Source organism: Neisseria sp. HMSC068C04, assembly GCF_001810105.1.
GTDB classification, from domain to species: domain Bacteria; phylum Pseudomonadota; class Gammaproteobacteria; order Burkholderiales; family Neisseriaceae; genus Neisseria; species Neisseria flavescens_B.
The window spans coordinates 1-13,109 of sequence record NZ_KV799948.1 but is presented as its reverse complement, the minus strand read 5'-3'; the positions used below and the strand labels follow the sequence as shown (position 1 = coordinate 13,109).

Annotated in this window: 12 protein-coding genes; 4 read left to right on the top strand and 8 right to left on the bottom strand. The window is 47.1% G+C overall.

The genetic code is table 11. The features are described from left to right. Nucleotides 1–174 precede the first annotated feature (174 nt). Nucleotides 175–639, top strand: a complete 465-nt coding sequence (gene bfr / locus HMPREF2700_RS05740; protein ID WP_003686357.1) for a bacterioferritin — start codon at nucleotides 175–177, stop codon at nucleotides 637–639. A gap of 29 nt (nucleotides 640–668) precedes the next feature. Further along, on the top strand, nucleotides 669–1,142 hold the full coding sequence (bfr, locus tag HMPREF2700_RS05735) for a bacterioferritin (RefSeq protein ID WP_003680736.1): 474 nt from the start codon (nucleotides 669–671) through the stop codon (nucleotides 1,140–1,142). Nucleotides 1,143–1,263: 121 nt separating this feature from the next. Here the strand turns inward: bfr (HMPREF2700_RS05735) and HMPREF2700_RS05730 are convergent, their stop codons facing one another. Further along, nucleotides 1,264–2,379 (bottom strand): methyltransferase, encoded by a 1,116-nt coding sequence (locus tag HMPREF2700_RS05730; RefSeq protein WP_070590912.1) that lies wholly within the window; start codon nucleotides 2,377–2,379, stop codon nucleotides 1,264–1,266. Nucleotides 2,380–2,605: 226 nt separating this feature from the next. Here HMPREF2700_RS05730 and HMPREF2700_RS05725 point away from each other — a divergent pair, with 226 nt between their 5' ends. Further along, a complete protein-coding gene (locus HMPREF2700_RS05725; RefSeq protein WP_003686450.1) occupies nucleotides 2,606–4,399 on the top strand; it encodes a 2-isopropylmalate synthase in 1,794 nt (597 codons plus the stop codon). Nucleotides 4,400–4,479: 80 nt separating this feature from the next. Here HMPREF2700_RS05725 and HMPREF2700_RS05720 read toward each other — a convergent pair whose 3' ends face one another. From HMPREF2700_RS05720 to HMPREF2700_RS05700, 5 genes are all read right to left on the bottom strand, one after another. After that, complete coding sequence (locus HMPREF2700_RS05720) at nucleotides 4,480–4,812, bottom strand: hypothetical protein (protein ID WP_070590910.1); 333 nt, start codon at nucleotides 4,810–4,812, stop codon at nucleotides 4,480–4,482. A gap of 96 nt (nucleotides 4,813–4,908) precedes the next feature. Further along, nucleotides 4,909–5,394, bottom strand: a complete 486-nt coding sequence (purE, locus tag HMPREF2700_RS05715) for a 5-(carboxyamino)imidazole ribonucleotide mutase (RefSeq protein ID WP_003686478.1) — start codon at nucleotides 5,392–5,394, stop codon at nucleotides 4,909–4,911. A gap of 80 nt (nucleotides 5,395–5,474) precedes the next feature. Continuing rightward, nucleotides 5,475–6,230 carry a tetratricopeptide repeat protein gene (locus tag HMPREF2700_RS05710; RefSeq protein ID WP_070590909.1) on the bottom strand — a complete coding sequence of 252 codons (756 nt, stop codon included), beginning with the start codon at nucleotides 6,228–6,230 and terminating at the stop codon, nucleotides 5,475–5,477. A gap of 14 nt (nucleotides 6,231–6,244) precedes the next feature. Then, nucleotides 6,245–6,913, bottom strand: coding sequence for a class I SAM-dependent methyltransferase (locus HMPREF2700_RS05705; protein WP_070590907.1), 669 nt, complete (start codon nucleotides 6,911–6,913; stop codon nucleotides 6,245–6,247). A gap of 12 nt (nucleotides 6,914–6,925) precedes the next feature. Continuing rightward, complete coding sequence (locus tag HMPREF2700_RS05700) at nucleotides 6,926–7,111, bottom strand: DUF3460 family protein (protein ID WP_003680728.1); 186 nt, start codon at nucleotides 7,109–7,111, stop codon at nucleotides 6,926–6,928. Nucleotides 7,112–7,327: 216 nt separating this feature from the next. Between HMPREF2700_RS05700 and HMPREF2700_RS05695 the strand changes: the two genes are divergently transcribed. Next, on the top strand, nucleotides 7,328–8,677 hold the full coding sequence (locus HMPREF2700_RS05695; protein WP_070590906.1) for a polynucleotide adenylyltransferase PcnB: 1,350 nt from the start codon (nucleotides 7,328–7,330) through the stop codon (nucleotides 8,675–8,677). Between the two features lie 117 nt (nucleotides 8,678–8,794). On the opposite strand, the gene rpoD is transcribed toward HMPREF2700_RS05695, so the two are convergent. Both rpoD and dnaG read right to left on the bottom strand, forming a co-directional pair. Next, complete coding sequence (gene rpoD / locus HMPREF2700_RS05690) at nucleotides 8,795–10,747, bottom strand: RNA polymerase sigma factor RpoD (protein WP_070590905.1); 1,953 nt, start codon at nucleotides 10,745–10,747, stop codon at nucleotides 8,795–8,797. Nucleotides 10,748–10,941: 194 nt separating this feature from the next. After that, nucleotides 10,942–12,714, bottom strand: coding sequence for a DNA primase (dnaG, locus tag HMPREF2700_RS05685; protein ID WP_070590904.1), 1,773 nt, complete (start codon nucleotides 12,712–12,714; stop codon nucleotides 10,942–10,944). Nucleotides 12,715–13,109: the final 395 nt, after the last annotated feature.

Below are 13,109 nucleotides of genomic sequence, written 5' to 3'. Positions count from 1 at the left end.
GGGAATTAATTTTTCAGACGGCCTTTTAGACGGGTTAAATTTTTTGATAATTGTTTGTATTTTAAATAGAAAATTTGTCAAAAGTGCTACTTATGCATACAATTACCTCATTCCATAACAACACACGAATCTTCATTTCGTGATCGTCAACTTTTAAAAGAAAGAGAAAGAATTATGCAAGGCAACCAAGCAGTTATTGATTACATGAACGAATTATTGTCTGGCGAGTTGGCTGCTCGCGACCAATATTTTATCCACTCTCGCATGTACTCCGAATGGGGTTACACCAAACTGTTCGAACGTTTGAACCACGAGATGGAAGAAGAAACCACTCACGCCGAAGACTTCATCCGTCGTATCCTGATGTTGGGCGGTACTCCTAAAATGACTCGTGCCGAACTGAACATCGGTACTGACGTAATCTCTTGTCTGAAAGCAGACTTGAACACTGAATACGAAGTACGCGATGCGTTGAAAAAAGGCATCAAATTGTGCGAAGAAGCTCAAGACTACGTTACCCGCGATTTGATGGTTGCCCAACTGAAAGACACTGAAGAAGATCACGCTCACTGGTTGGAACAACAACTGCGTCTGATCGAATTGGTCGGCGAAGGCAACTACTACCAAAGCCAACTGTAATCTAGCGTATAACATATAAGGAGCTGAATATGAAAGGCGATCGCTTAGTTATTCGCGAGCTGAACAAAAACTTAGGTTTGTTGCTGATTACCATTAACCAATACTTCCTGCATGCCCGCATTTTGAAAAACTGGGGCTTTGAAGAATTAGGTGAACACTTCTTCAAACAATCCATCCGCGAAATGAAATCCGCAGACGATTTAATCGAGCGTATTTTGTTCTTGGAAGGCCTGCCTAATCTGCAAGAATTGGGTAAACTGTTGATCGGTGAATCTACCGAAGAAATCATTGCCTGCGATCTGAAAAAAGAGTATGAAAAACATGATGCTCTGGTTGCAGCCATCGCTCTTGCAGAAGAGCAACAAGACTACGTCAGCCGTGATTTGTTGGAAAAACAAAAAGACATCAACGAAGAACACATTGACTGGCTTGAAACTCAGCAGGAATTGATTGGCAAAGTTGGTTTGCCAAACTACCTGCAAACAGCGGCGCAAGAGGACTAAAACACAAACCACTGCCAAATATAGCAGTCCCTGCTCCCATCGACGGCATATCTTTACGGATATGCCGTTTTCTTTTATGGAAATGCTTAAAGGCCGTCTGAATGTTCAGACGGCCTTGATTTTATATCGCTTTCAAACGGTATAGATAAGTAGTTTCCTTGTTTCTGGCAAACGCCAAAGGATCGGATTCATCTATTGCTTTTTTGTGTTGCGGTTTGGTTTTCAAAATATCAACTACATTGAGCGAGGCCGTCTGAAAGCATTTGTTTAGAAAGTCTTTATCGCGCAAATGCAAATGTTCTGCTAGATCTGAAATAATCAACCAGGCTTCGCCGTTTGGATTTAAGTGCTTGCGTACGCCGTTGAGGAATGCAGCCAGCATGGCATGATTGGGGTCGTAAAGGGCGGTCTCAATAGCGGAGGTCGGTTTTGCCGGCAGCCAAGGCGGATTGCAAACGATAAGGTCGGTGCAAGTTTCGGGAAACAAATCAATCGATTGAATACTGACAGCTTTATCCAAGCCTAAGCGTTCGAGGTTTGCTGTGGCGCAGGCAATTGCTTTGGGGTTGGTGTCTGTGGCAATGATGCCGGGTATGCCTCGTTTGGCCAAAATTGCGGCAATCACGCCTGAGCCGGTGCCGATGTCAAAGGCCGTCTGAATATTGGGAGTGAGTGGTGCTCGGGCGATTAAATCCAAATATTCGCCACGCAGTGGAGAGAATACGCCGAAAGGAACATGGATTTTTCCGTTTAGCTGAGGAATGTCTATGCCCTTTTTGTGCCATTCGTGTGCACCGATAAAGCCCAGTAGTTGATTCAGTGGTAAGAGAAACGGTTTGTCGTTTGGTGTGTCGTAAACATCGCACAGAGCGGAGTAGATGTCAGGTACGCGTGCATTATCCAGTTGAAAATTCGGTTGGATTTCAACGGCAAGCATATTGAGCAAACGGCTTTGCTGAGCCTGTTTCATACGGTGGGTGTGAAAGGCCGTCTGAATATCGGCAGGCGTATCTTTCTTTTTTTCAGACGGCCTGCGGATACGTTTTTTCATTGCGGCCAAGACTTGTTTGGCATTGTGAAAATCGCCAGTCCAAACAGTTGCAGTTTGCGCGTGGGCATTTTTTAAAATTTCTGCTGCGCCTGCTTCTTGGATGTAAACCGCTTGTTTGGGCGGTTTTTGGGTGCTTTCGTTGCGCCATTCGATGTCGGAACGGTTGGTAGGGATGGTGTGGGGCATAATGTGTTTCAAATCGGGAAAATAGAGGATTAGTTTACTATATTTAGGATAGGTTCGGTTTGAGAGAGGCTTTTATTAGTTTAAATTAGACAAAATGTATAAAAAATTCTTAAATTTTAAAATTTGAGCTGATATTTTGATAAAAATAGATTGTCGTTTTGTCTAAAATGAGTATAATGCAAAACCAGAACACAATAATCTTAATCAGATTTGGACAAGGAACATCATGCAATTAGACATTGACCGTTTGGTTGCCTATTTTGGCGGCGTAAACGCGCTGGCCGAAGCCCTGAAACAGCACGACCCGGAAAATGCTGCGACCACAGCGGCTATCTACAAATGGCGTACACGCGGTTCCCTGCCTTTGGCTCAGTTGCAAAAACTGACCGCTTTGGCGGAAGCGCAAGGCAGACCGCTTGATTTGAATGCTTTTTTACAAAAAAATGAATCTCTGGAGAGAACAGAAATGACACAAACCAACCGCGTTATCATTTTCGATACCACCATGCGCGACGGCGAGCAGTCGCCTGGTGCATCCATGACCAAAGAGGAGAAAATCCGTATTGCCCGCCAGTTGGAAAAGATGGGTGTCGATGTGATTGAGGCAGGTTTTGCAGCAGCTAGTCCGGGCGATTTTGAATCGGTTAATGCGATTGCCAAAATCATTACCAAATCTACAGTTTGCTCATTGGCGCGTGCCGTTGAAAACGATGTGCGCAAAGCAGGCGAAGCTGTTTCCCCCGCTCCGAATAAACGTATTCACACTTTTATCGCTACCAGCCCGATCCACATGGAGCACAAACTGAAAATGAAGCCGCAGCAGGTCATCGATGCGGCGGTCAAAGCGGTGAAAATTGCCAAAGAATACACTGACGATGTGGAATTTTCAGCCGAAGACGCAGTGCGTTCGGATTTGGACTTCCTTGCCAAAATCTTTACGGCGGTTATCGAAGCGGGGGCGACTACTATCAACATTCCCGATACTGTCGGCTACTCCATCCCTTCCGTATGGTACGAGCGTATCAGCAACATCATCAAAAGCGTTCCCAATGGCGACAAAGTAGTTTGGTCGACCCACTGCCATAATGACTTGGGTATGGCGGTTGCTAACTCATTAGCTGCTGTTCAGGCAGGTGTGCGTCAGGTGGAATGTACCATCAACGGTTTGGGAGAACGCGCAGGCAATGCCAGCCTTGAAGAAATCGTGATGGCGTTGAAAGTGCGTCATGATTTGTTTGGCTTGGAAACCGGCATCGATACCACGCAAATCGTGCCGGTTTCCAAACTGGTATCTACTATCACCGGCTATCCGATTCAGCCAAACAAAGCAGTAGTCGGCGCAAACGCCTTTGCGCACGAATCAGGCATCCACCAAGACGGCGTGTTGAAACACCCTGAAACCTATGAAATCATGACTGCCGAATCAGTCGGCTGGTCAACCAACCGTCTGACTTTGGGCAAATTGTCCGGCCGTAATGCTTTCAAAACCAAGCTGGCTGATTTGGGCATCGAGTTGGAAAGCGAAGAGGCATTGAATGCAGCATTTGCACGCTTTAAAGAGCTGGCGGATAAGAAACGCGAAATCTTTGATGAAGACTTGCACGCTTTGGTGTCTGATGAAATGGGCAGCCTGAATGCTGAAAGCTACAAATTCATCTCTCAAAAAATCAGCACCGAAACCGGTGAAGAGCCTCGTGCCAATATTGTGTTCAGTATTCGCGGCGAAGAAAAACACGCTACCGCTACCGGTTCCGGCCCTGTTGACGCGATCTTCAAAGCCATTGAAAGCGTGGCTCAAAGTGGCGCAACCTTGCAGATTTACTCTGTCAATGCGGTGACACAAGGTACCGAAAGCCAAGGCGAAACTTCTGTCCGTCTGCAACGTGGCGATCGTGTGGTCAACGGTCAAGGCGCTGATACCGACGTGTTGGTAGCGACTGCCAAGGCCTATCTGTCTGCACTGAGCAAATTGGAATTTGGTCAAGCCAAGCCTAAAGCGCAAGGCAGCGGCATGATTTGATTTATTGAAAAATAAAGGCCGTCTGAAATCGTAGTGATACGTTTCAGACGGCCTTTTTTATTTGGTCAAAAATAGTTTGTTTATTGAAGTTTAAGCAGTCGGTCTTGTTCAACAGACAATACGCCGTTTACTTTCTTGAAATAGGCAATAGCATCTTTAATATTGGTCTTGGAAGATGGACGAATAGCAATGCCGTACAGGTTTTTGTATTCGTAAACCAAAGTTGCACCGGAGGTTTTTACTGCTTTTAGCAATGGCGCGGAACCGGTTTGGGCATCATAGAAGATAATCAGATTGCCGGTTGTATCTTGGGCTTGCTGTTGAGATGGGGTGGCAGTTGATTGAGCTGGAGTGCTTGGGCTTTGGCAGGAACAAAGCAGGGTAGAGAGTAGGACGAATACTAGGGTTTTCATGGTATTAATTCAATTTAATAAAAGACTACGGCCGTCTGAACAATCGTAAAACGAAATCAAAGTTTCCATTTACAACTTTCAGACGGCCTTAGTTCCTTATGCTTCGGGCAATTCCATGGCTAGAACGGTTTGTTCTTGTTTGGCACGGAAGGCCGCCAGTTTTTCAGCCAACTCAGGATTTTCGTTGGCCAAAAGTGAAATGGCAAATAGCGCTGCATTGGCCGCACCGGCTTCGCCAATGGCAAATGTAGCAACAGGAACACCTTTAGGCATTTGCACAATCGAAAGCAGGGAGTCTTCGCCGCGCAGATATTTGCTGGGCACGGGAACGCCTAAGACGGGAACCGTGGTTTTGGCAGCGACCATACCCGGCAAATGCGCTGCGCCGCCTGCACCGGCAATGATGGCTTTGATGCCGCGTTCGCGTGCGGTTTCGGCGTATTCAAACATCAAATCAGGCGTACGGTGTGCAGAGACGACACGCGCTTCGTATTCAACGCCGAATTCTTTGAGAAATTGTGCTGCCTGCTGCATCACCGGCCAATCGCTGTTGCTGCCCATAATAATGCCGACTTGGATCATGAGGAGTTCCTTTTGCTTGAATGGATTAAGGGTAAAAAAATATTCAGACGGCCTTGGAGATGACAAGGCCGTCTGAACGTTTATCTTTGTTTGAGACTGATGGAAGCGCGCTTTGCCGCTTCGCTGTTGGGGAAGCTTTGTATCAGTTTGCGCCATGTGCTGCGGGCGATGTCTTTTTGTTGCAGTTTGTATTGGCACTGGCCGATGCTGTACATGGCATCAGGAGCTTGTGGGCTGTTGCGGAATCGGTTGGCGTAGCGGTTGCCGATTTCGATAACAGATTCGCAGTTGCCCAGACGTTGTTGGCTTTGCAGGAGCAGGTACATATTGCGGCGGGCAATTTCGCTACCGTTGCCACCGTCAGCTTCTTTTAAAATGGCTACTGCGGCAGAGAAGTTGTTACGCTGATAGTATTTTTGCGCTTGATTATAAAGGCGCAATTCGTTTTGTGCGGCTGAGTCTGTTTCAGACGGCACGCCGCCGCCATTTGCCAAATAATTCATTTTCAGCTTGCGGTCGTCCAATCGCTGGGCTTTGGGGTTGGAAACCGAAGTAGTTGGACGTTTGATGTTTCGTTGTTGTTCCAATGTGTGCAAGCGTTGATTTAATTCTTCAACCGTGCGTTCCAGTCGGGCAATTTGTATGCCCAAGTGGTCAATCTGGGTTTGTGCGTCCAAACGCGGATAGGGAATACTTTTTTCATGCAAAGGCTCACGCGGAATATCCGGCAGGACAAAGTTAGGATTGTCGGCAGGTTGGGGAGGATGGGAAACGGCGCACGATGCGGCTAATAGAGTAAGCGGCAAAAGAAACAGGGAATGTGATAATGTTCTCATCGGATTGTGTCGTTTTATTTTTTTAGTAGCAATGTCAAACCGTCGCCGACAGGCAGGGTAATGGGAATAATGCGTGTATCGTGCGGCAGATTTTGGTTGAAATGGCGCAGGATATCCAAGCTGGGCGGATCATTTTCGGCAGCTTCATTCATGACGCGTCCACCCAACAAGATATTGTCGATGGCAATCACACCGCCACTCCGTACCAGTTGCAAACAGCGTTCGAAATATTTCGGCGTAGGTGGTTTGTCGGCATCGATAAGTGCCAAGTCGTAGCTTTCCGATTCGCCTTGCGCAATCAAATCGTCCAAAGTCAGCAAAGCCGGTTGCAGATGAAGCGATATTTTATGCGCTATGCCTGCTGCCTGCCATGTTTCGCGGGCAATATCGGTAAAGGTTACATTGATGTCGCAAGCCGTGATTTTGCCGTCTTCGGGGAGGGCAAGCGCCATGGCGGTGCTGCTGTAACCGGTAAAGACGCCAACTTCCAAATATTTTTTGGCATTCAATAATTTGGCCAACCACACCAACATGGCTGCCTGCTCTTGGGCGATGGCCATCTTTCCCAGACGATGTGATTGGGTACGCTCGCGCAATGCGGTCAAAACGGGATGTTCGGATTGACCGATGCTGTTGAGGTAATGTTGTAATGCCAGATCGGTATTGTGCGTGTTGGTCGTCATGCCGATACGGAATTAGTCTTGATAGTAGGTGTAGGGTTTTTTGTTGACTTTGGCCGCTTCAAATTCGGCCTGTTCAGTCGGATTGAGGGTAACATCCCACAGCAAATGGCGGTTTTCGAGGCGTTGCGCTTCCATTTCGGGATTGTCTTCCATGAGTTTGTCGAGAAATTGGGTAGCTTCGGATTTGTAGTGGTACATGATGTTCTGCCTGAATCGTTGTCAGACCGTCATTATAGCCGATATTTTTTGCCAATACGCTAATTAATCGAACTTCCATAAGGTATAATGGCACGTCTTTTTTAGGCCGTCTGAAGCCTTTGCTCAATGTTTTGCCCCTTCTACGACAGAATATTGTGCAAAGGCTTAAGCCAGACAAGTTTCAGACGGCCTTTTTTATTGTGAAAAGAGCTGCTTATGTTAAAAAAATGGCTGCATAAAGTGTTGCCTAAAAAACACGTCAAATCGTTGCCCGAAAAGGAAATTATCCCGCTTGAGCAACACGGTATCCGCGCGGATATGTTGAGCTTTGCCGCGGAGAAAATTGCCAAACGCCTGCATGAAGCCGGTTTTCAGGCTTATGTTGTGGGCGGTGCCGTTCGGGATTTGTTGCTCGGGGTCGAACCCAAAGACTTTGATATCGCAACCGATGCCACGCCGGAGCAAATCCGCAAAGTATTCCGCCGCAGCCGCATTATCGGCCGCCGCTTCCAAATCGTTCATGTGATGATCGGACCTGAAACTATTGAAGTGACGACGTTCCGCGGTGGCGATAAGGTTCAGCAAAATGCGCAAGGCCGCATTATGAAGGACAATACTTACGGCAGCATTGAAGAAGATGCCATGCGTCGCGACTTTACTTGCAATGCGCTGTATTACGACCCGATTAAAGAGGAGATTTGGGACTTCCATCAGGGTGTGGCTGATGTTGCCGATAAAAAATTGGTGATGATAGGCGATCCTGCCGAACGCTATCAGGAAGATCCTGTCCGTATTCTTCGCGCCGTCCGTTTGTCGGGTAAATTGGGTTTTGAAGTGGAAGAGCAAACCGCTTTGCCGATTGCCGAATATGCAGACCGTCTGAAAAATGAGCCTGTTGCCCGTCTTTTTGATGAAATTCTGAAAATCCTGTTTTCCGGTTATTCTCGTGCCTGTTTGAAGCGGCTAAACGAGTTGGGCATTCCCGAAGGCATTCATCCACTTTTAGATGCCTTGAAAACTGCTGAAGCGGCTGAAAACCGTATGATTATGTTGGCCTTGAAAAATACTGACGAGCGTATCCGTGCGGATAAGTCCGTTTCCGTAGGTTTCGTATTGGCGGCGGTATTGTGGCCGACACTGAACGCTATTTGGCAACGCAATCAAGGCCATGGACAAAAACCTGTCCCTGCATTGATGGATGCGATGAACACCATGCGGGATACGGTAGAGAAAGGTTGGGGCGTACCGCAACGGTTTTCTGCAACCATGCGTGAAATTTGGCAATTTCAGCCGCAATTCGACAATATGCGCGGCGCACGTCCGTATCGCCTGCTATCACAAGCACGTTTCCGAGCCGCTTATGATTTCCTGATTTTGCGTAGCGAGGTTGGCGAGGTTGATAAAGAGATGGCTTCTTGGTGGACAACTTTCCAACATGCTGATGAGGAAACCCGTCAGCAAATGACTGCGGCCAATGATCACAAACGTCAGAAACAAAGTGGATCAACTGATGGCAAACCCAAACGTCGTCGTCGCCGTCCGAAAAAGAAAACCACTGAGGCTTAATAAATTATCAAAATAAGTTTAAGGCCGTCTGAAACGATTAAATCTTTTGAGATTTGGTTTTCAGATGGCCTTCGTATTTCAAAAAAAACCGCAGGTCTTTCAACCTGCGGTTTGCTTTTATGATTTGTTTTCTTCGCTATCAAGGAAGCTGCGGAGGCGGTCGCTGCGGGTAGGATGGCGTAGCTTGCGCAGGGCTTTGGCCTCGATTTGACGGATACGTTCGCGGGTTACGTCAAATTGTTTGCCGACTTCTTCCAAAGTGTGGTCGGTATTCATATCGATACCGAAACGCATGCGCAACACTTTGGCTTCACGCGGTGTCAGGCTTTCGAGGATTTCTTTGGTTACTTCGTGCAGGCTGGTGTACATCGCAGCTTCTGCCGGCGCAACGTTGTTGGCATCCTCGATGAAGTCGCCCAAGTGCGAATCGTCGTCATCGCCAATCGGTGTTTCCATGGAAATCGGCTCTTTGGCGATTTTCATGATTTTGCGGATTTTGTCTTCCGGCATTTCCATCAGCTCGGCCAGTTTGGCAGAATCAGGCTCTTCACCGGTTTCTTGCAGGTATTGGCGCGAGATACGGTTCATTTTGTTGATGGTTTCAATCATGTGAACCGGAATACGGATGGTACGCGCTTGGTCGGCGATGGAGCGGGTAATCGCTTGACGGATCCACCATGTGGCGTAAGTCGAGAACTTGTAGCCACGGCGGTATTCGAATTTGTCCACCGCTTTCATCAGACCGATATTGCCTTCTTGAATCAAATCAAGGAACTGCAAGCCGCGGTTGGTGTATTTTTTGGCAATGGAAATAACCAAACGCAAGTTAGCCTGAATCATTTCCTGTTTGGCGGCTGAGGTTTCTTTCTCACTCAACACCATGTTTTTGTTGATTTCTTTCAACTCTTCGATGGAAATGCGGGTTTCAGCTTCCATATTTGCCAGCTCGGTTTGTTTTTCGAGGATGGCGTGGCGAAAACGATCCAACGCGTTTGCCCATACACGGCCTTTGGCTACTTCTTCTTCTACCCATTTCAAATCAGTAATGGCGGGCAGGAAGTTTTTGATGAAGTAGTCGCGTTCCATGCGGACGCGGTCGATACAGATATCGCGGATTTCACGCTCGAGTTTGCGGATGTTTTCAACGCGGCTGCGCAGGTTGCTGCTCAGGTTTTCGATTTGACGTGTGGCAAAACGGACTTCCAACAGTTTGTTGGCAATGGCATCGCGGTGTTTCAGGTAGTTGGCGTGCTGACTACCGTGTTTTTCCAACTGCTTGATCATTTTGCCGTATTCGCTCTCGATAAAGGCGAAGTGTTCCAAAACTTTTTGTTTCAGTTCGGCCAAATGGGCAGCGGATATGGCTTCAGAGTCGCTACCTGAATCGTCTTCATCTTCATCATCGCCATCTTCATCATCGCTAACGGCTTCGCCTTCTTCGTCATCTGGTTTAGCATTTTCCAAATGACCCAAGCCTAATTCGTTCAATAAGACTTCATTAGGGTCGATGATGGCTTCAACGACTTCATCCACACGGATTTCGTCATTGCGGACTTGCTCGATCAAAGCCAGAATTTCGGCAATCGAGCCAGGGCAGGCGGAGATTGCCTGCACCATATTTTTCAGTGCATTTTCGATTTTTTTAGCGATGATGATTTCGTCTTCGCGTGTCAACAGATCGACTTGCCCCATTTCACGCATATACATACGCACAGGATCGGTAGTGCGGCCGAATTCTGAATCTGCGCTGGAGAGTGCTGCTTCGGCTTCTTCAACGGCATCGTCGTCGGTCATGGCGGCGGCGTTGTCGCTCAAGAGGATGTCTTCAGCATCGGGGGCTTGTTCGGTTACTTGGATGCCCAAGCCGGAAATCATGCTGACGATGTTGTCGATTTGCTCGGCATCGGACATATCGTCGGGCAGGGCGTCGTTAATTTCGGAATAAGTGATGTAGCCGCGTTCTTTACCCATGATAATGAGTTGGCGCAGACGCGCGCGCTGCTCTTCGATACTCAATGGACGGTTGTCGTCTTGGTCTTGGTATTCTTCGTAGTTTTGATTTTTAGACATGGATTGCTCTCTAGGTTGATAGGGTGCCGACGGTTTACGGTGATGTGGCCGTACCTGAAGGCGGAGCAGAGCTTTTTGTTGTGAAATCAGATTTCACTTTAATACTCTGAGGCGGTCTGAAAATATTACAGATGGAGTGTTCTGCGTGTCATGTTTCGCAGCGTGTGTTTAGATTGTTCAGACGGCCTGAGGGGTTAGTTTTGCTTTGCCGTCAAAAGTGACAGCAAGAGTCTTTTTTCATTTTCGGTCAAACCAGTTTGAATACTTTTTTGCTTTAAAGTTTCGATTTGACTGTATTTTAATTCATTTAACAACTTTTTCATGCCGATTTGGAAACTTTCGCAATCTTCCTCGTCATCCCCTTCTATTTCTTCAGAGTGAAGGGTTGATAAAAAGATTTGATTGACGGTTTCCTCATAGGGCGAACCGCGCATATATTCAAGTACTTGTGCAGTTGCAGGAGTCGTATCGTGATTCTTGATGGTTTCGGCCAAATTGGCCAGACAGGCAAAGTCGCCACTTAAGGCCAGATAATCGGGCAGGTCTATATATGAAGCCCAAGCCGGATTTATCAAGAGGCTGCGTATCTGTCTTTGAACCAGTGTCAGCATGGTTGGTTGTTTGACAGAAATAGGCGGCAGTTTGTAACTTTTCTGTTTGACGTGCCGCTTTGGCGCTTCTTGTCCGAGTAACTGGGCGAGGTTGTCCGGGTCAATGCCTACCAGTTCGCTGAGTTTTTGTTTCAGAAGATAGCCCAATGCCGGCGCAGTAATCTGAGCCAAAAGCGGAGAGCTGGTTTTGACCAATTCTGCTTTGCCTTCTTGCGTATTGAGGTTGAGGCCGTCTGAAAGATGTTCCCAAAAGTATTCGGATAAGGGCTTGCTTTGGTTTAACAAGGCATCTTCAAATTGCGTCTTGCCGTAGGCGCGGATGTAGCTGTCTGGGTCGTGTTCTTCAGGTAGGAATAGAAAATGCAGCGATTTATCGTCTTTTAATTGTGGTAACGCATTTTCCAGCGCGCGCCAAGCCGCTTTACGTCCCGCGCTGTCGCCATCAAAACAAAAATAAATACTGTCTGCCTGACGCATCAGGATTTTGACGTGTCCTGCCGTGGTTGCCGTACCCAAAGCCGCTACGCCGTAGCCGACGCCGAACTGCGCCAATGCAACCACGTCCATGTAGCCTTCGACTACCAAAATCCGTCCTGCCTCTTTTACGGCGGCACGCCCTTCATATAGCCCATAAAGGTTTTTCCCCTTGTCAAACAAAGGCGTATCGGGAGAGTTCAGGTATTTGGGTTTGGAGTCGTCCAATACGCGGCCGCCAAATCCGATAACCTGCCCACGAGGATTACGGATAGGGAACATAATCCGGTGGCGAAAGCGGTCGTAATGTTTGCCTTCGTTATCGATGACCATGCCCGTATCCACCAACGCAGTATTAGGATAGGGTTGGAACACTTGTGCCAAAGGTTGCCAGCCGTCAGGTGCATAGCCCAAACCATAATGCGCGATGACTTCCGCACTCAAGCCGCGCTTGTCTAAATAAGCTTTCGCCGCCGGATTAAATTTCAACTGTTGCGCATAAAAATCCGCTGCCGCCGCTGTTGTTTCTTCCAAAGTTTGTTGCTTTTTTTTACGTTCGGCACGGATTTCAGGGTTGTCTTCCTGCCCGCGAACTTTAGGCACCGTCATACCGACGCGATCAGCCAAAAACTGCACCGCCTCCGGAAACGACAGCCCCTGATGCTCCATCACAAAACCAATTGCCGAACCATGAGCACCGCAACTAAAGCAATGGTAAAACTGCTTGGTCGGGCTGACCGAAAACGATGGTGTCTTTTCCTTGTGAAACGGACAGCAGGCCATATAGTTCGCCCCGCCTTTCTTCAGCGGAACCTGCTCGTCGATAATATCGACAATATCGACTTTGGACAAAAGCTCGTCAATGAAATCAGATGGAATCATGGCTCGGCAGAAGGGGATGGATGGAAAACATTTCAGACGGCCTTATAAACAGACAAGGCCGTCTGAAAATGGAATTTCGAATAAGGATTGAAATGAGTTTTGTATTATAGCAAATAGTTGTAATACATGTGTCCTATCCTTTTGAGGTAGAGTATTTAGGAAGAGTATTCCATGTTCAAAATAATCACAAATATTACAAATTTTTGTTATACCAAGGCGTCTAGGTTAAGAGAGATGTTGTTCCAAAATTGTAGATTTCACTGGATATTTTGACTAAATTACTTTATTACCTATGAAAGAAATAATTACTTGTAGGAGTAAAAATCCTCTTTCCTTTCTGGAAAGAGGATTTTCAAGTTTACCTAATTGCTTATTTCTTTTCTTTAGGCATTTGA

What these genes read in the sequence shown, in the direction of transcription:
- bfr (WP_003686357.1), top strand. Translation starts at nt 175, where the DNA reads ATGCAAGGCAACCAAGCAGTTATTGATTACATGAACGAATTATTGTCT.
- bfr (WP_003680736.1), top strand. Translation starts at nt 669, where the DNA reads ATGAAAGGCGATCGCTTAGTTATTCGCGAGCTGAACAAAAACTTAGGT.
- HMPREF2700_RS05730 (WP_070590912.1), bottom strand. Translation starts at nt 2,379, where the DNA reads ATGCCCCACACCATCCCTACCAACCGTTCCGACATCGAATGGCGCAAC.
- HMPREF2700_RS05725 (WP_003686450.1), top strand. Translation starts at nt 2,606, where the DNA reads ATGCAATTAGACATTGACCGTTTGGTTGCCTATTTTGGCGGCGTAAAC.
- HMPREF2700_RS05720 (WP_070590910.1), bottom strand. Translation starts at nt 4,812, where the DNA reads ATGAAAACCCTAGTATTCGTCCTACTCTCTACCCTGCTTTGTTCCTGC.
- purE (WP_003686478.1), bottom strand. Translation starts at nt 5,394, where the DNA reads ATGATCCAAGTCGGCATTATTATGGGCAGCAACAGCGATTGGCCGGTG.
- HMPREF2700_RS05710 (WP_070590909.1), bottom strand. Translation starts at nt 6,230, where the DNA reads ATGAGAACATTATCACATTCCCTGTTTCTTTTGCCGCTTACTCTATTA.
- HMPREF2700_RS05705 (WP_070590907.1), bottom strand. Translation starts at nt 6,913, where the DNA reads ATGACGACCAACACGCACAATACCGATCTGGCATTACAACATTACCTC.
- HMPREF2700_RS05700 (WP_003680728.1), bottom strand. Translation starts at nt 7,111, where the DNA reads ATGTACCACTACAAATCCGAAGCTACCCAATTTCTCGACAAACTCATG.
- HMPREF2700_RS05695 (WP_070590906.1), top strand. Translation starts at nt 7,328, where the DNA reads ATGTTAAAAAAATGGCTGCATAAAGTGTTGCCTAAAAAACACGTCAAA.
- rpoD (WP_070590905.1), bottom strand. Translation starts at nt 10,747, where the DNA reads ATGTCTAAAAATCAAAACTACGAAGAATACCAAGACCAAGACGACAAC.
- dnaG (WP_070590904.1), bottom strand. Translation starts at nt 12,714, where the DNA reads ATGATTCCATCTGATTTCATTGACGAGCTTTTGTCCAAAGTCGATATT.